The following is an 18,690-nucleotide window of genomic DNA, read 5'->3' on the forward strand; positions in this document are numbered from 1 at the left end:
ATTTACGTAAAGGAGTTGGCGAAATGAAGGTTGGTTATATGACAAATTCATTCGGTCTTTTGATTGGCTCAGGCGCAGGTGTTACAAGCGCTAAAGATATTCGGTACGAAACGATTTGTAATGATGAAGACGTTATTAAAACAATTAGCAGCTACGGATACAGTAGTATCGAGCTCTTTGATGGGAACCTTGAAAGGTTTGAAAAAAATCGGGAAGAATTTAAAGGATATTTACGTAAATATGAAATTGATCTGCTCGGAGTTTATGTAGGCGCAAATTTTATCTATGAAGATTCATTGGAAGATGAACTGTGGAGAATCAATTTGACTGCCGAGCTTGCAGCTGATTTTGGCGCTAAGCACATTGTATTGGGGGGAGGTGCTGTTCGGGCGAAAGGAAACACAGAGCAAGACTATGTGTTATTAGGACAGGGATTAGATCAAGCAAGAGAGATTATAGAAAAGCATGGATTAATAGCAAGCTACCATCCTCATTTGGGGTCAATGGTAGAAACTCCTGAACAGATAGACAAAATATTTTCATTAACATCGATTCCTTTCTGTCCGGACCTTGCCCACTTAGCCGCAGGGGGAGGTAATCCTCTAGAAATAGTGAAGAAATATTATGAACGCATTCACTATATTCATCTGAAGGATTTGAAAGACTCCGAATTTGTTCCACTGGGACAAGGTACGTTAGCACTTGATGATATTATCCAATTTTTAAAGAGCAAGGATTTTAATGGTGAGTGGCTAGTAGAGATTGATGGATTTTCTGGTGATCCTGAAGAAGCTTGTAAAATTTCATATGAATTTTTAGAAGGTAAGCTATAAAAATATTTTTAAAAAATATAAATAGATAGGATGATATTTTATGAAAAAGTTAAATGTTGGATTGATTGGTGCAGGTTTTATGGGAAAAGCTCATGTTGTGGCCTATTCTAATTTACCTAAATTTTTCTGGCCTGCTCCAGCGGTACCCGTATTAAAAACGGTTTGTGATATTGAGGAAAGTATAGCGTCTGATGCTAAGGACCGATTCGGTTTTGAAAAATATACAACGGATTGGAAAGAAATCGTTAATGATCCCGATATCGATATTGTGAGTGTGTGTACCCCAAATGATTCGCACGCAGAGATCTCGATCGCGGCTTTACGCGCAGGAAAGCATGTTTTATGTGAGAAACCAATCTCTAATAGTTCAGCAGATGCAAAAGAAATGGCTGAAGCTGCAGAAGCAGCAAAAGAAAATGGAATCATCGCGATGGTTGCTTATCAATATCGTAGAGTACCTGCACTTGTGCAAGCTAAAAAGTTTATTGATGAAGGATCGATAGGTGAGATTCTTAATGTCAGAGCTACTTATTTGCAAAGCTGGAGCGCTGATCCGTCTTCTCCATTATCGTGGAGGTTCCAGAAAAAACATGCTGGAGCTGGAGCATTAGGAGATATTGCAACCCATGTTATTGACATTTCACAATACTTAGCAGGTGATATTTCAGAGGTCGTATCTTCTGTGAAAACATATATTAAAGAACGTCCGGTTCAAGAGGGTGGAGTCGATTCATTAGGAACGATCAAGCTTGATGAAAATGCAAAAAAAGAAAAAGTCGATGTAGATGACGAAGCATCTTTCCTTGTGAATTTTGCGAGCGGGGCAGTTGGCAGTATAGAAGCAACACGAAATGCATGGGGAAGAAATAACTTTCTTACAGTAGAAGTTCATGGAACAAAAGGATCCATTTTATTTAACTATGAACGATTGAATGAGCTGGAGGTTTGTTTTTCAGATGATCCAGATGATCGTAGAGGATTTAAAACAATTTACACAGGTCCTGCTCATTTTTATGGTGAGGTCACATGGAATATTCCAGGGATGAACATTGGCTATGGTGAACTGAAGACAATTGAATCCTATGAATTTATCAAAGCCATCGTATCCGGTGAACAGCCTTCTACGTCATTCGCTGAAGCTTATAAAGTGGACAAGGTAAGTGACGCTGTAATGAAGTCATCTGAGTCGAGAAGCTGGGAAAAAGTAGAGTAAGAGTTTAGTCAAGGGGATGGGCAGTTTTAATGAATGAAAACACTAAAAAAGGGGCGTGTATTTAATGAGAAAAGCTAAACTTGTATTAATGTTTTTACTGCTGTTGGTCGTTTCAGTAATGGTCGCTTGTGGAAATGATGAGACTGCTGGATCAGGTGATGATACAGACGTAACGCCAGTAGAAGATCTGGAAGTAGAAATGGATGGACCGATTAAGATTAATTCAGATATTCCAGAAGGCTCGGAGATTTTTAGTGAGGGGCCAAATGGAGAAGAAGCAGTTTCTGCTCATACAATCGAACTGACGGAAGAAGAAGTTGCAGAGATTCGGGAGGGTGATTATACCGCTGCCATTTCTATGCACTATGCAGGGAATGATTGGTCCCGGGCGCAAATAGATGGATTAGAATCAACGTTTGCAAAGATGGGAATTGAGGTTTTAGCAATCACAGATGCTCAGTTCAGTGTGGAAAAGCAAACCTCAGATCTCGAAACACTTCTCTCTAGACAACCAGATATTCTAGTGAGTATTCCAGTCGATCCTGTCTCAACGGCTAGTGCATATCAAAGAATTGCTGACAGCGGAGTAAATATCGTATTTATGGATAATGTGCCAGACGGATTCGTTCATGGGGAAGATTATGTAAGCGTTGTCTCGGCCGATAACTACGGCAACGGAGTAGCTGCGGCACATGCAATGGCAGAGGAATTAGGCGGGGAAGGTCAAATTGGTGTTATTTATCATGATGCAGACTTTTTCGTGACTGGTCAAAGAGTCGAAGCCTTTGAAACAACAATTGAAAACGAATATCCAGATATCGAAATTGTTGATAGAGCTGGAATTGCAGCACCTGAAGACGGTGAAAGTGTAGCTAGTTCTATGTTTACACGCACAAGTGATTTAGATGGACTGTTTGTCGTGTGGGATGTTCCTGCAGAAGGTGCTATGGCGGCTGCCCGGACTGCCGGTCTGGATGATCTTGTTATTACGACAATCGATCTGGGGTCAGGCGTTGCAATAGACATGGCAGCAGATCAGAACCTTAAAGGAATTGGTGCTCAATTACCTTACGATCAAGGTGTTTCTGAAGCCATTCTTGCTGGATATGCATTATTAGGGAAAGAGGCTCCATCCTACGTTGCTGTACCTGCACTGTCTGTTACAAAAGACAATCTTTTAGAATCATGGAAGTTAGTGTATAACGAGGAGGCGCCTGAAGAAATTCAAAGTTACTTTGACTAAAAGCTAAGGAGAATAAAAATGAAAACCTTAACTGTTGGAATGATCGGTGGCGGATTTATGGCTAAGGCTCATTCGATGGCCATGGCTTCGGTCAATATGTTTTTTGACGATGGTGTATTTTTGAAACGAAAAACGATCGCTGATATTGATGAGGAATTAGCCAGGAATGCTGCAAGAAAATTAGGCTTTGAGCAGTACACCACAAATTGGAGAGATATTATAGAAGATCCTGAAATTGATATAGTAGATATCGTTACGCCGAACAACATGCATGAAGAGATGGCAATTGCAGCTGCAAAAGCAGGAAAACATATTATCTGTGAGAAGCCGCTTGGCAGAGATGCTCAGGAAACAAAGCGTATCTTAGAAGCTGTTGAAGCTGCAAACGTAAAAAATCTAGTGGCATTTAATTATCGAAAAACGCCCGCCGTTGCTTTAGCTAAAAAGTATATTAGTGAAGGCTCTATAGGGAAGATCCTTAATTTCAGAGGAACCTATTTACAAGATTGGTCTGCAGATCCTGCATCGCCACTTTCATGGAGGTTTCAAAAAGAAATGGCTGGATCTGGTGCGCTGGGAGATATCGGTACGCACGTACTTGATTTTGCTCATTACCTGGTAGGAGATATCGACCAGGTAATGGCTACAACGAAAACATGGATTCCAGATCGTCCTATTCAGAAGGGAACGGTCGATACGCTGGGAAATAATAAGTCTGAAATTAAAGAGCTTGGTCATGTGGATGTCGATGATGAATTTTTAACGTTATTACGATTCAGTAATGGTGTAATTGGAAGTATAGAAGGAACAAGAAACGCTTGGGGAAGACATAACTTTCTAACTTTTGAAATACACGGTGAAAAGGGTTCGATCGTCTTTAATTATGAACGCCGTGACGAACTGCAAGTATGTTTTTCGGAGGATCCGGACGATCGAAGAGGTTTTAAAACGGTCTACACAGGCGCTGCACATCCTTACGGAGAAGGATTATGGCCGATTCCGGGACTTGGCATTGGCTACAGTGAAGTGAAAATAATTGAGATGCATGATTTTCTCCAGGCGATCATGACTGATAAAGAATGTGAACCGAACTTTAGAGATGGACATAAAATTGCAAAGGTTACTGATGCAATTCTGGAATCTTCACGCTTGGATAGATGGGTTGCGACTAATCTCAGCGAGTAGATGAAGCGGAAAATTCCTGTATGGAAATGTACTTCGACTCTCTGCAGATGACTTACGATCCGCTCATTCCATGGGATTATTAATCAAAGAAAGGAGAAATGGATATGGCGGAAACCATTCTCAAGATGTCGAATATTGAGAAATCATTTAACGGTATAAACGTACTGAATCAAGTTGATTTTGAAGTGGAAAAAGGTGAAGTTCACGCATTAATGGGTGGAAATGGCGCTGGGAAATCAACGTTGATGAAGATCTTAACGGGCATCTATGAATTAGATGGAGGAACGATCGAAATTGATGGAAAAGAACATATTCTAAAAAACACTACTGATGCAGAAGATGCGGGCATATCCATGATATTTCAGGAATTTAGTTTAATTCCTAAGTTTTCTATTGCGAAAAATATATATTTAAACAGAGAACCTCGAAACAAATTTGGGATGATTGATGATAAAAAAATGGTGAAGGACAGCGAAGCGATTATTAAAGAGCTTGAGTTGAAAATCCCTCCCAGGGAAATCGTCGAAAATATCAGTGTCGGTTATTGGCAAATGACAGAAATTGCAAAAGCCTTATCAAAAGGCACGAAAATACTGATAATGGATGAACCGACTTCTACATTAACCAAGACAGAAACGGAAGTTCTATTCAGGATTATCAAAAAATTAAAATCATCAGGCATTACGATCATTTATATTTCACATAGAATGGATGAAATATTTCAAATTTGCGATCGTATCACTGTACTGAGAAATGGTAAAAACGTTGTGACAAAAAATAGTGCGGACATGACCATGGAAGAAGTTATTAACTCTATCATAGGTGGTTCCATGCGGTCATCCTTTGAGTGGGTAGAGCGGAAAACATCAGATGACCGTAAGCCGCTATTAGAAGTAGAAAAGCTGAAGTCGGGTAATCGTGTAAAAGATGTAAGCTTCACGCTGTTTGCAGGAGAAATTCTTGGCATGGCAGGCTTGATGGGAAGTGGACGATCCGAAACAGTCAGGGCTATATTCGGAATTGAACCAATTGAAAGCGGAAGGATTCTCGTCAGGGGAGAACACGTGAATATACATTCTCCTGATAAGGCCATTAAGCTGGGTCTGGGACTTGTTCCTGAAGATCGTCGTTCACAAGGGCTTGTTCTGGGGCATTCAGTAAAAGAGAATACGATATTACCAAGCTTGAAAAAGGTTTCAAAGAAAAATCTCATCCAAAACAAAATCGCTAATGAGAAGGTTGAAAGATTAGTCGCTAAGTTGAAAATAAAAACAGATGACATTTACAAAGAAGCTTCTTTGCTATCAGGAGGAAATCAGCAAAAAATTGTATTAGCTAAATGGCTTTTGAACGATACCGACATCTTAATTCTGGACGAACCTACCAGCGGTGTCGATATAGGTGCAAAAACAGATATAATCGAAATCATTCGGGAAATTGCTGATTTAGGTAAGGCGGTACTTGTTATTTCATCTGAAATGACTGAGTTGTTAGCAATGAGTGATCGAGTTCTCGTCATGAAGGATGGGGTCGTTACAAATTCATTAGAACGCAAACGCATTGAAAGCGAGGAGGAAGTTGAACGTGCCATCCAAAATGAGTGATACACTGAAAAAGTTTGACTGGAGACAAAACATTGTCTATATTGCCTTTGTTTTAATTCTGATTTATTTTTCTATTACCTTGCAGGATTATGGATTTTTGACCCCGGACAATCTGTTAAATATTGCACGTCAAACTGCAATGATTTCCATTATGGGAGTGGCGATGACGTTTGTTATTGCATCTAAAGAGATTGATTTATCAGTAGGTTCCGTAGCTGCATTATCAGCTATTACGACTGCATTAACGATGCAGGCGGGTCTCGGAATGTTTGCTGCTATCTTTGTAGGTTTACTGACAGGCATATTGATCGGTTTTATAAATGGTTACTTAGTGACAAAAATTGCTATTCCCAGCTTCCTGGTAACGCTGGCAATGATGATGGTAGTAAGAGGTTTGGCAATGTGGATTTCGGGTACTGCCCCAATACCAATCATGAGTGAACATTACATTTTCTTCTTTGGATCAGGAAACGTGCTAGGTATACCAATTCTGCTTTTCTGGACAATTGTCATTGCCTTTATTGGTCATTTTCTGCTAAGACATTCTGTTTTTGGCAGGCAGACGCTGGCAACTGGTGGGAATGAGACAGCTGCAATATTTTCAGGAGTAAAAACTGCACGCATAAAAATGGCTGTTTTTATGGGTACTGGTGCCATGGCTGCTTTAGCAGGCATGTTATACGCAGGCAGACTTCAAGCTGGGCGCTTTACATTTGGTGAAGGAGATGAGCTATCTGTCATAGCTGCTGTCATCTTAGGTGGAACAAGCCTGTTTGGTGGTGTAGGAACCGTTGTTGGTACTGTCATCGGCTCCATCATGATTGGTACAATAAACAATGCACTTATTTTACAGGGACTAGACGTCAGTCAGCAAATGATGGTTCAGGGAGCTATAATCATTTTAGCTGTTGCGTTTGGTCGTAAAACAAAGAAAGTTTAGTCTTCGATGACGAAAGTATTTGAAATAAGGCTGGCGTATTACGCAAGATCTTATAGAGTTTTCGCAACGTCCATCAGAGAATGAACTGATGGGCTTGCTTCGTTTTATAACCATATAGAAAGTTAATTGAAAGTACAACTATAATGTGAATCCTGTATTTATAAGTAATTATATCGTATAATTGGAAACGGAGTCTTTTCCTAAAATAATGATGGATGAGGGTCCATTATTACTTTAGGAAAAGACTTAATGTGATTATACGTGAGTTTTGTAAATTGGAGGTCAGAAGAATGGCTACCATTCAAGATATAGCAAAAATGGCTGGAGTATCAGTTGCAACGGTCTCGCATGTTGTGAATCAAACAAGATACGTTAGCCCGCGCACTGTAAAAAAAGTTGAGGATGTCATCAACTCAATGGATGAACTGCCTAAATTTATCGTAAAAAAACAAAAGGCAGCGCGTTTAAATGGATCTAAAAATGTGTTTATATATGTCACAAATGCATCTAACTTTTTTCAGTCACAGCTCGTAAAAATATTAGCTTCCGAAGTATCTAAAATAGAAGGTGCAAAGGTTGTTACAATCTATACCGATGATGTTCATGAAGCACTGAAAAATAATCAAATAGTAAACACCGATCATTGCATAGGTCAAATTCTTTTAGTTAATGACGACATAAAGAAATCGCTTAAACCACACCCTTCTATGAACGGAATCCCTATTATCCTGGTTAGTGAGAATCACTTGAATATTACGGGCTCTGACACAAATAGCATCAGTCAAATTGTGTCAGACACATACAACGGCTGCTATCATGCTGTAAACCATTTTGTGAATAATGGTCATGAGAAAATAGCCTTGCTAAATAACGGTGATCAAACACTTGCGAAAAATAATTCAATCTTACGTGCCTATAAAGAGGCATTGGAAACAAAAGGTATTGCAATGAACGAATCCTATATATCTCGTGGTTTAATGAATGAGGACTCTATAAGAGAATATCTCCATGCGTTATTTTTCGGATTTGATCCTCCATCTGCTATGTTTATTACAAGTGAAAGTGCATTGATCAGTACACTTAAATTCATGAGCAGCAATAACTTAAACTGTCCTGATGATTTTTCTATTGTATGTCTCAATGAAGCCAGCTGGTTTGAATTATTTTCTCCACCAATAACCTCTGTGAAGCAAAACGTTGAAGTGATCGCCAAAAAAGTGCTTGAAGTAATCTGCATGGAGGAAGACAAAGGTTCATCACCTCCTTTAAAAGAGAATTTAATGGCAGTGATTCCTACCAACCTTTCTATCCGCTCCTCTACTGCCGGAATTGCCAGAGGACCATTTGGAGAAAAAGCATCGGGTGTTGATGTGCTGGAACTATCTGTAAAAGAAAAAAATGAAATCAAAGAGCGTAATTTAACAGCAGTCATTTCCTTTCACTATATGGGTGCCGCTTGGATGGAACTCCATGAACAGGGTATAAAGAACGTGTTTCTGGAACTTGGAATTTCGTTATTAGCTATCACTAATGCCCACTTTGATCCCGACATGCAAAGCAAGCAATTGCTGGGGTTACTGGCACTGGAACCGGATATTATCATTGCAATGCCAGTAGAAAATAAAAAGACGTCAGCGGCCTTCAAGAAAATCGCTAAAAGTAATTCAAAACTTGTCTTAATTACAAACGTTCCTGATGGTCTCACTCCTGAGGATTATGTAAGCTGTGTCTCTGTAAATGAATGGTCCCATGGAAGAATTGCTGGAAGTGGCTTAGGCAATAATATGAGAAAATATAATAAGAAAAATATTGGCATGCTTGTTTTTGATGCTGACTTTTATGCAACGAACCAGCGGGATTCTGCTGTGAAGCAACTTCTGCTTGAAGAGTTTCCTGATTTAACAATTAAGGCTGAGATTGGCTTTAAAGATGAAAATGATATATATCAAAAAACAATTGAACTATTAGAAAAGCATACTGATATTGAAGGGCTTTATATCTCGTGGGACGGTCCTGCAATGAAGGCTACTGAGGCACTTATGAGCATAGGAAGAAGCGACATGATTATCGGAACAGCAGATTTAGATTACCCTCTTGCGCTGAAAATGGCCAGGGGAGAATATATTAAATCTGTAAGCTCCCAGCGGCCGTATGAACAGGGGCAGGCAATAGCTCTGGTTGCAGCAAATGCTCTTTTGAACAAAACAGTACCTAAATTCATCGGGGTTGAGCCATTGGCAGTATCAAATGAAAACCTGATTAAAAACTGGAAAACAATCTTTAAGGAAAATGCGCCTGAAGAAATGGTCGATTTGATTAAAAATAACCGTTATCTTTGATAGTGTTTTTTAGGATAGAATTAAATACATTAGAACCTAAGCCCTTCAGAGAAAATTTGATGGGCTTAGATTTTTAATTACCTGCTTTACAATTTTCCTTGCCAATCGAGCAATTATATCTTTTTTGTGTTGCTAGTTCTTGAAATGTTTATAAAAGTGTTGTTTGTTCACGATGTTCAGCTTCACGAACAGCTACTTTATCATAAGACTTTTATTACTTGAACTTCATACGAATATATATTTATTTAAATCGCTATGTTAGAGATCATTGTTGTTTCTACACAGCTGGTGATTGGAGCGTAAGGGGGCGACTCCTGCGTCCGGCCGCGGACAGAGTCCCCCTGAAGCGGAAATCAACAGCTGGCTTTAATAAAGCCATTTTAATAAGGATATCCAAAAAATAATAGCCTAATTGATTGGAGTGAAGCCAGTGTTTATACATCAGCCATTTGATGAATTCTTAGGTCTTCAATATGAAAGAACTGATGAAAAAAGCGTTAAAGTGACTTTACCTATAAAACAACTGTACATAAACAGTTCAGAGGTGGTACATGGAGGGATCATATCATCCCTAGCTGATGTAGCGATGTGTAATACAATTGGGGCTGATGAAAACAATATACAAAAAGTAGTGACAGTAGACCTTAATGTAACCTTTTTAAAAGGAGCAAAAGGTGATTTTTTATACGCGTATGCACATGCAGTAAAGGAAGGGAGAAACCTTACGCATGCCGATTGTTTAATTTATGATGAGAAAGACCAACTGATTGCAAAAGCTAAGGGAGTGTTTTTCAATCATTCTTAAAACATCTTATATATGAACGTACAACAGAACGCAATTAAAATATAGATCTCTGAAGGACTGATCAGAGTCAGCATGCCGATATATTTGAGTGCTGCGTGAAGATAAAGGGTTAGGTCAAATAAGAAAAAGTACGATAAACCGCCAGGAATACTTGGCGGTTTTTTGTAATGGCTGCATTTTATGACAGTATAAACGATCTGAATCTGACCATAATAATAACGGTGTCTATACACGATCTAATTAGGGGATTGATGTTTATGTTTAGAAAAAGTAAGAGTACAGGGGTAGGGAATAAAATAGAAAAAAGTACAAGAAAAACTAAAAATACTCCTATCACACTAGAGGGTCTCCGTGAACGCGTTGACAATATGGACGACGCTAAAATAATCGAACATCAAACTCATAACAATAAGTTATTTGTATTGATATACGTCAATACATTGATTGATCTTGCAAGGGTAAATGAAGCTGTAATTGAACCTTTAAAGCGCTGTACGAATGAAAAGATTTCAGATTGTATTTCTGTCTCAGAAATTATAGATATTTCAATGTTGAAAGAGGCTGAAAAGAAATTGATGCTTGGGGCAGTCCTTATTTTTGACATCACTGAAAATCAATTATATGCTGTCAATCTTAAAAATCCAGCGGGACGTGGGATAGAAACCTCTGAAACAGAAACTATTCTTTATGGTACCAAAGACAGCTTCACTGAAAACTTAGAACAGAACATGATGTTGATCCGTAGAAGACTCCCATTAACAACCTTAAAATCAGAGAAATTCACGGTAGGGTCACAAACGGAAACAAAGGTTATTTTAATGTATATTGAAGGGTTAACGCATCCGGATTTCATTTCTATTGCCAGGGAAAAAATCGAGAGTATCAACTATGATCAGATTCTTGACTCATCCCAATTAGCAGCGTTTATGGAAGATCATCATCACAGTATGTTTCCACAGTTTCAACAGACTGACCGTCCTGATGTATGTGCTTTCTCCTTAGGCTCTGGAAAAGTGACCATTCTTGTGGATAATACGCCTTTCGCCCTGAATGCCCCGATCGGCTTTTTCCATTTGTTTCAATCACCTGAAGATTATATTAATCGCTGGGTCGTGGCAAGTTTCCTGAGGCTCTTAAGGTATTTTAGTTTTATACTCTCCCTGCTGATGGTTCCAGTATATGTAGCTTTAACGACACATCATTATCAGATGATTCCCTTACAAATACTATTCGTCCTTGTGGATACGAGAAGTCAATTGCCACTAACTCCATTTTGGGAATCGGTTCTGATGTTGCTGACACTTGAAGTCATAAAAGAAGCAAGTCTGAGAATGCCTACCAAATCTGGTCAAATGTTAGGTGTTATCGGTGGTATCGTCGTTGGACAAGCCAGTGTAGAAGCAGGGTTCGCCAGTCAGGTTTTAATCGTTATTGTTGGTATTTCTGCGATCGCTTCATTTCTGGTGCCCAATTACTTGATTACCAAAGCGAGCACATTGATTCAGTTTATCATATTGGTCCTTGCTTCTTTTCTTGGAATAATGGGTATTTTCATGGGTATCATTATACTTTTTGTCCATTTGAATGCACTTACTTCCTTAAGACAACCATACCTTGCACCAGTAGCTCCTTTTTATGGAAAGGATTGGCTTGATTTATTTATCCGTGGACCATTACATTGGATGAAAATAAGACCAGAGGCTCTGCATCCATTGCAGAAATGGCGTTATAGCCGAAGGAGATGATACCTTGAGTGGATTTTCTTTGTTTGAGAAAACCTCTTCGTTTAACGGTGTTTATGCCACCTTGATGGTGAACAGAATGCAAATGTTATATTTTGTGATCATCTTGCCTGTATTTCTTATATATCCCTATATGATTTGGGTGATCATCATCGTAGGATTACTATCACAAATCAGTATTTTCATGTTATCGAAATGGTTTAATTCGATTTACGCATCTAAAGGGTACGAAGGGTTTGCAGAACTTTTTGGTGAGCGGTCAGTACGGTTACTGGCTTTCATCGGATTGGCATTTATCTTATTAAAAATAACAGTCATAACGCTTGGATATGTAGAAATAACACAGCATTTCATCTTTCCTTCCCTGAATACGAATTGGATGATTCTATTCATTATACTTATTTGCTGGTATGTGGGTTCACATGGGATGGCTCCTACAATACGATTCGTCGTCGTTGCTTTTTTAAGTACAGCGTGGATGATTTTGTTATTATTCAACTTCCTCTTTCAACCTGTTAATACGATACATGATCTGTTTCCGTTAATACCGTATGAATGGACAATGGAATCATGGAAAGGTGTTCTTTTTATTTTTTCAGCCTTATCTGGACCAGAATATTTAGTTTTACTTGCACCCTGGTTCAATACGAGAAAAAAAATCCTTAAATACATGACAATTGGAAACGCATTCACCATTTTTGAATATGTGTTTCTGTTTATTGCAGCTCTGTTCTTTTTCGGATCAAATTATCTGGAAGAAAGCAGATTCCCGATGATGGAAATGATGCGTTATCTGGAATCTCCAGTGTTTGAACGAATTGATATGGTGTTAATCTCTGTTTATTTAATTAACTTTGTATTTGCCATATCAATCTTCACGTTACTTTTTTATGGTGCGGCACGGATCACTCTGAAGAAATCAAAAGATCAAACGACTAGATCAGGGTTTGCCATTTGCTGTGGTATTTTATTCATTTGTTTATTTATTTGTAATGAATTGTTGTGGAAAAAGGTAACGAATCAAAATATTTTGTTAGAGCTGGAGATATGGGCAGGCGCACTCACTTACTTATTAGTACCATTACTTCTATTCACCTCTTTAAAGCGAAAGGGCCGGGTCTAGCATGAAAAATAAACGTAACAAAATCATTTTCGTCATTTTTGTTAATATGCTCGTTTTATCCGGCTGTTCGCCTATTGTAGAAAAGAATCTGGTTGAAGAAATTGCACCTGTGACTTTTTGGTCGTTTCAGAAAGGGGAGGAGAAGAACTTCAGAATGAGCACTGTCATACCCCCCCTTGTAAAAGAAAAGAAACGCCTTTTGACTGTTCAGGTCGACTTGTTAAAAGAAGGTATGAAGGGTTTCAATCTAAAATATTATAGAGAATTGAAAGTTGGTCAGCTCCGGATGCTGTTGATCAGTGAGGAAATTGCAACAGAAGGGATCAGTCCATTGATTGATACGATTTTGACAGATCCTGATATTTCTAAACGTGTGTATCTGGTCATTGTAAAAGGGGATTTTGATGAGTATATTAACAGTCAACTTGGCGTACAGCAGGACCTGGATTATTATCTCTATCGGATGTTCAAGCATTACGATAATCAAGGAAAGTTGACCATTGTAAATTTGCATGAATTTATGAAAGCTCTTCATTCACCAGCGCATTCTCCAGTATTGCCTGTATTTGAAGCGAGTAATGAAAATTTCCAATATCTAGGTACTGGTATTTTTAAAAATGACAAATTGATTGAAACCACGAATAACATGGAAGAACTAATATACCAGCTTATCGACAACGATCACTTTTTAAAGTATTTTCCAATCCGTGACTTATCTTTTGTGCTGGGTCATGTGAAAGCAAATGTCCAATTGAATATGGATCAGGCAAATTCTGAACTGACGCTCAACGTCCAATTGAACGGACGGCTTGATGAGATTGCCCGGGAACATGGTTCGCTCACCCGGGATGCACTTTCAGGATTAGAGTCGGAAATTGAATCATATTTGGAAGAACAGACTACCGGGTTTTTAGAAAAGCTTCAGGAGAATAAAGTCGACCCTTTACAATTCAGAAAACTTACCTTGAGACCTTTCTCAAAACCTCTTGATGAAAAAGAATGGTCAGACAGATGGGAGCAGATGGAGGTTAAAGTCGATTATGATCTTAAAATCCAGCCGCTAACAGATATCAAAAACTGATCAATCCATCTCTCGTAAGCGAACGAAAACAATTGCGCTCCGAACGTAAAGAGCGGACGAAGCTCATGAACATTTCAGGAATTTACGTCTAACTAATTATGAGTGTGATGCAGCATAAAAGGTTCCGGTCATCAAAATTCGATGACCGGAACCTTTTTTCACTATTTTCGGCTGGTTATATCCCTGCATCTTTTATTGCATAAAACATACAATAATGCGCCTATTAAACTTTAAAGTTCAAAGCTGTAATGGGCACCCTGTAACAGACAGGAGATTCACGTTCCACTGGCGATATTCCATAAGCTCTAAGGTTTCATTGAATACGACGTGCGTATTAATGGAATAATAACGATTATTCAGGAGGTGAAGTCATGGAGAAGAAAAGCTTGGGTAATCACGAAACGATGGAAACGCATGAAGTATTAAACCTGAAAACCGTAGGCTTATTGAAATCAAAACTTATGCAGGGCATTTGTTTCGATAATGATTTAAAAGCATTAATGGAAAAAAATGTTCAGCAGTCAATGGCAGCGATAAATGAACTTAGAAAGTTTTATAAAGGGGCAGGAACCAATTATATAAAATGAGGTGAAAAAAATGGAAATGGATTATTTGGATCCCCAGGGAGCTGAACATATGCCGGAAATGGCAGATTCAGGTATTGCGCTTGAATTCCTGCTTTCAGTTAAAGCGGACATTCATACGTATTCCGTTGCGCTAACTGAAACATCAAACCAGAAGTTAAGAGAGACATTATTCAGGCAAATGAAACTATCGATTGATTTACACGCAGAGCTATCTGAATTGATGATAAACAAAAACTGGTTATATCCAAACGATCTCAGTAAGCAGGCAGAGCTGGATCTTAAATCTGCCGACGTTGCCTTAGCAATTGCCGGAATGAATTTATTCCCAAGAGATACGGATAGACTTGGAATGTTTGCAACGCCTGATAAATAATGGAGGTTATAGAAAAATGAAAGCTGTGACGTACCAGGGAAATAAAAATGTACAGGTTAAAGAAGTAAAAGATCCGAAAATTAAAAATAAAGATGATATTATTGTAAAAATAACAACTTCCGCTATTTGCGGTTCTGATTTGCATTTGATTCACCAGATGATCCCCAATCTGCCGGTTGATTACGTAATAGGCCATGAACCGATGGGGGTAGTAGAAGAAGTTGGACCGGAAGTAACAAAAGTGAAAAAAGGGGATCGGGTCATTATTCCCTTTAATGTGAGCTGCGGGCATTGCTGGTATTGTAACAATGACATAACCAGCCAATGTGATAATTCAAACCCTCACGGTGAAATGGGTGGTTTCTTTGGTTATTCAGAAACAACCGGTGGATTTGCTGGCGGACAGGCTGAATATTTACGTGTTCCATATGGAAACTTTACTCCATTCAAAATACCGGAGAACTGCGAAGTAGAGGATGAAAAGTTAGTGTTACTTGCAGATGCGGCCTCAACAGCATACTGGAGTGTAGATCACTCGGGTGTCAAAGCTGGTGATACTGTCATCGTTTTAGGATGTGGTCCAGTAGGTCTCCTGGCTCAAAAATTTGCCTGGTTTAAAGGTGCTAAGCGGGTTATTGCGGTCGATTATCTTAATTACCGGCTCAAGCATGCGAAAAAAACCAATAAAGTGGAGATTGTAAATTTCGAAGACCATGAAAACGTTGGCGAATATTTAAAAGAGATAACAAAAGGTGGAGCAGATGTCGTTATTGATTGTTCAGGTATGAGCGGTAAGATGACGCCTCTTGAATATCTTGCAGCCGGAATGAAACTTCATGGTGGTGCGATGGGCGGGCTTGTCATTGCATCCCAGGCTGTACGTAAAGCCGGGACCATCCAGATTACCGGTGTTTACGGGGGACGTTATAATGGTTTCCCTCTGGGGGATATTTTCCAGAGGAATGTTGACATTAAAACGGGCCAGGCTCCGGTTATTCCATATATGCCTTTTCTTTATAATCTGATCTCTGAAGGAAAAGTTGATATTGGTGATGTCATTACACATGTTCTTCCATTAGACCAGGCGAAGCATGGATATGAAGTGTTTGATACCAGAACCGATAATTGTATAAAAGTTATTCTAAAACCTTAAATTTAGTGAATCTGAGATAAGTTCCTATGAAAATAGATTTTTGTTCTGGATAGCAGTTTTGGTATAACGTTTGTACAATATGCCTTGATGGTGGATGCTTCCATTCTAATGGAGCACTGATTTGTTCCGGGGTATAGTGTGAAAGAAAAAGGAAAATAAAGTGCCTGCCCATTCCGCGGAATGAGCAGGCACGTATTTCATTATGTTTAAGGATTTGTTGACCACATGCCAGCTGTTTTAATGAAAACACGTGGGTTTAATTTAAGCTGTGAGACCATCAATTCAGCAAGATCTTCTGGCTGCATTACATTTTCAGGGTTGCCGCTGATAAGATTTGTTTCGATTGCCAGATCAGTAGCAACTGTACTTGGCGTTAGTGCAGTAACGCGGATGTTATGCTTTCTTACTTCAAGCATAAGTGATTCCGTTAATCCAAGCACGGCAAATTTTGAAGCACTGTACGCGCTCATTACTGGCGCTCCCTTTTGACCGGCAGAAGAAGAAACATTGATGATATCTCCTGCTTTTCTTTCAATCATATCTGGAAGTACGGCTCTGGTAGTATTGTAAACACCCATTAGATTAACATTAATAATATTTTCCCATTCACTTGCTGAAAGCTCAAGGAATCCTCCAAACTTAGCAATTCCAGCGTTGTTAATGAGGATGTCAATTTGACCTAATTCAGATTTGATTTGATCGGCTGCCTGCTGAATAGCTTCAAGATCAGTAACATCTGCAACAGCTACAGAAGCATTAACAACGAGTTCTTTCACTTCTTCCGCTACTTTTTCAAGATTTGAGAGAGTTGTTCCCACTAATCCAACATTAATTCCTTCTTTTGCAAAAGCGATGGCAGTTGCCCGGCCGATGCCTCTTCCTGCTCCGGTAATTAATGCATTTTTTCCATTTAAAGAACTCATTTTATCGCCCCTTATCCAACTAATTTCAACACCAGACTATTATAGTCAATTTCAGATAAAAAAGCTGAACAGAAAGACCGGAAAGTTTAAGAGAACTTTCGATCTTTCTGTTCAGTACAAATATTTAATCATTCAAGGTTAGCGTGCTTTCCGTACATCGTATTGGAATCGAGTCCTTTTTTCTCCATGAAGCGTAAAATAACCGCATCGAAAAATAGTAAAAGGGTTTGTTCGAAAAGTGATCCCATTGGCTGAATGGTTGTATAATCACTCGTGGATTTATCTTTAGGAGAACCAGGCATTTTAATGACAAGGTCCGCTAACTTTCCAATAGTGGATTCAGGAGAGATGGTGACAGCAACAACTGTTCCACCTGTGTTTTTCGCTTTTTCAGTCATTGAGACTAAGCTTTTTGTTTCTCCTGATCCGGATGCAATGATAAGAATATCATCTTTTTCCATATTTGCTGTAACCGTTTCTCCGACAACATAGGAATCTAATCCCATATGCATCATGCGCATCACAAAGGATTTGCCCATGAAACCTGATCTTCCAGCTCCTGCTACAAAGATTTTCTTTGCTTCAAGGATTTGATTGACCAGCTGTTCAGCTTGTTCATCAGATAGTAAGTCTGCTGCTCGACTTAACTCATCAAGGATTTCGTTAAAATATCGAGTTGTCTGCATAATGGTTGATTAACCCTGTTTGATTAGTTCTTGCATTTTTGCAGCTGCAGCATTTTTATCTTCCTGTCCAGTAATACCGCCACCAACAATGACAAGATCTGGTTGGGCTTTGATTACTTCTGGGAGAGTTTCTAATTTAATTCCGCCTGCAATCGCAGTTTTTGCATTTTTAACAACGCTCTTAATCGTTTCAAGGTCTTTGAAAGAGTTTTGGCCCTGGGCTTGAAGATCGTAACCAGTGTGAACGCAGATGTAGTCTGCGCCAAGCTCATCAAGTTCTTTAGCGCGAGTTGCAATGTCTTTTACAGCGATCATGTCAACAAGGATTTGTTTGCCTTGTTTTTTCGCTTCTTCAACAGCACCTTTGATAGATGCATCTTCAGCAGCACCAAGAATTGTGACGATGTCAGCTCCGGCAGCAGATGCCTGGCTTACTTCGTATCCAGCAGCATCCATAATTTTAAGGTCAGCTAATACTGTCAGGTTAGGGAATGCAGCTTTCATTTCTTTAACTGCTTTCAGTCCTTCGTTGATCACAACAGGAGTACCAATTTCTACTACATCAATATGCTCTTCTACTTCTTTAACCAATTCAATTGCCTGTGGAATATTTACAAGGTCTAATGCCAGTTGTAATTTCATCTGTACAACACTCCTAAAATTTTTTTGTTGCAAGTAGTAATATACCCAGAGGGCTGATATTACCTTCAAAATAAGAACGCCAATTGTTTCCTATCCCTGCACAATCATAATCATAAGCCCTATAATATCATTTTGTAAGTACGCACTTTTTATTTACATAGTGTATAAAAGTATACTATTGGATGTAATAAGGCTGGAGGCGAAACAATATCTTCTTT

Annotated in this window: 17 protein-coding genes; 14 read left to right on the forward strand and 3 right to left on the reverse strand. The window is 38.9% G+C overall.

The window, feature by feature from the left end; all coding sequences use genetic code 11:
- Positions 1-23: 23 nt before the first annotated feature.
- The 14 genes from LG330_RS04735 to LG330_RS04800 all read left to right on the forward strand — a co-directional run bounded on the left by LG330_RS04735 (position 24) and on the right by LG330_RS04800 (position 16,221).
- Positions 24-833, forward strand: coding sequence for a sugar phosphate isomerase/epimerase family protein (locus tag LG330_RS04735; protein WP_404407825.1), 810 nt, complete (start codon positions 24-26; stop codon positions 831-833).
- A 40-nt stretch (positions 834-873) separates the two neighbouring features.
- Entirely contained in the window at positions 874-2,046 is a 1,173-nt protein-coding gene (locus LG330_RS04740) for a Gfo/Idh/MocA family protein (protein ID WP_404407827.1), read from the forward strand.
- A gap of 64 nt (positions 2,047-2,110) precedes the next feature.
- A complete protein-coding gene (locus tag LG330_RS04745) occupies positions 2,111-3,289 on the forward strand; it encodes a substrate-binding domain-containing protein (RefSeq protein ID WP_404407829.1) in 1,179 nt (392 codons plus the stop codon).
- 18 nt (positions 3,290-3,307) lie between these two features.
- Positions 3,308-4,474: a Gfo/Idh/MocA family protein gene (locus LG330_RS04750; protein WP_404407830.1), complete on the forward strand. Its 1,167-nt coding sequence runs from the start codon at positions 3,308-3,310 to the stop codon at positions 4,472-4,474.
- Between the two features lie 104 nt (positions 4,475-4,578).
- Positions 4,579-6,078 (forward strand): sugar ABC transporter ATP-binding protein, encoded by a 1,500-nt coding sequence (locus LG330_RS04755; protein WP_404407832.1) that lies wholly within the window; start codon positions 4,579-4,581, stop codon positions 6,076-6,078.
- A complete protein-coding gene (locus LG330_RS04760; protein WP_236953576.1) occupies positions 6,059-7,018 on the forward strand; it encodes an ABC transporter permease in 960 nt (319 codons plus the stop codon). The genes LG330_RS04755 and LG330_RS04760 overlap by 20 nt, the downstream gene beginning before the upstream one ends.
- A gap of 290 nt (positions 7,019-7,308) precedes the next feature.
- Positions 7,309-9,357, forward strand: a complete 2,049-nt coding sequence (locus LG330_RS04765; protein ID WP_404407834.1) for a LacI family DNA-binding transcriptional regulator — start codon at positions 7,309-7,311, stop codon at positions 9,355-9,357.
- Between the two features lie 430 nt (positions 9,358-9,787).
- Positions 9,788-10,162 (forward strand): PaaI family thioesterase, encoded by a 375-nt coding sequence (locus LG330_RS04770; RefSeq protein ID WP_404407836.1) that lies wholly within the window; start codon positions 9,788-9,790, stop codon positions 10,160-10,162.
- A gap of 257 nt (positions 10,163-10,419) precedes the next feature.
- Positions 10,420-11,907, forward strand: a complete 1,488-nt coding sequence (locus LG330_RS04775) for a spore germination protein (RefSeq protein ID WP_404407837.1) — start codon at positions 10,420-10,422, stop codon at positions 11,905-11,907.
- 4 nt (positions 11,908-11,911) lie between these two features.
- Positions 11,912-13,027 carry a GerAB/ArcD/ProY family transporter gene (locus tag LG330_RS04780; protein ID WP_404407839.1) on the forward strand — a complete coding sequence of 372 codons (1,116 nt, stop codon included), beginning with the start codon at positions 11,912-11,914 and terminating at the stop codon, positions 13,025-13,027.
- A gap of 1 nt (position 13,028) precedes the next feature.
- The gene (locus tag LG330_RS04785) at positions 13,029-14,108 is read left to right on the forward strand and encodes a Ger(x)C family spore germination protein (RefSeq protein ID WP_404407841.1); all 1,080 of its coding nucleotides are present in this window, start codon (positions 13,029-13,031) and stop codon (positions 14,106-14,108) included.
- A 371-nt stretch (positions 14,109-14,479) separates the two neighbouring features.
- A complete protein-coding gene (locus LG330_RS04790; RefSeq protein ID WP_404407843.1) occupies positions 14,480-14,695 on the forward strand; it encodes a spore coat protein in 216 nt (71 codons plus the stop codon).
- Positions 14,696-14,705: 10 nt separating this feature from the next.
- Positions 14,706-15,068 (forward strand): spore coat protein, encoded by a 363-nt coding sequence (locus LG330_RS04795; protein ID WP_404407844.1) that lies wholly within the window; start codon positions 14,706-14,708, stop codon positions 15,066-15,068.
- Positions 15,069-15,084: 16 nt separating this feature from the next.
- A complete protein-coding gene (locus tag LG330_RS04800; RefSeq protein ID WP_404407846.1) occupies positions 15,085-16,221 on the forward strand; it encodes a zinc-dependent alcohol dehydrogenase in 1,137 nt (378 codons plus the stop codon).
- 206 nt (positions 16,222-16,427) lie between these two features.
- Here the strand turns inward: LG330_RS04800 and LG330_RS04805 are convergent, their stop codons facing one another.
- The 3 genes from LG330_RS04805 to hxlA all read right to left on the reverse strand — a co-directional run bounded on the left by LG330_RS04805 (position 16,428) and on the right by hxlA (position 18,472).
- Entirely contained in the window at positions 16,428-17,144 is a 717-nt protein-coding gene (locus LG330_RS04805; protein ID WP_404407848.1) for a 3-ketoacyl-ACP reductase, read from the reverse strand.
- A gap of 128 nt (positions 17,145-17,272) precedes the next feature.
- Positions 17,273-17,830: a 6-phospho-3-hexuloisomerase gene (gene hxlB, locus LG330_RS04810; RefSeq protein ID WP_404407850.1), complete on the reverse strand. Its 558-nt coding sequence runs from the start codon at positions 17,828-17,830 to the stop codon at positions 17,273-17,275.
- Positions 17,831-17,839: 9 nt separating this feature from the next.
- Complete coding sequence (hxlA, locus tag LG330_RS04815; RefSeq protein ID WP_404407852.1) at positions 17,840-18,472, reverse strand: 3-hexulose-6-phosphate synthase; 633 nt, start codon at positions 18,470-18,472, stop codon at positions 17,840-17,842.
- Positions 18,473-18,690 lie beyond the last annotated feature (218 nt).

The sequence above is a fragment of the Jeotgalibacillus malaysiensis genome (assembly GCF_044789845.1).
Classification (GTDB): domain Bacteria; phylum Bacillota; class Bacilli; order Bacillales; family Jeotgalibacillaceae; genus Jeotgalibacillus; species Jeotgalibacillus malaysiensis_A.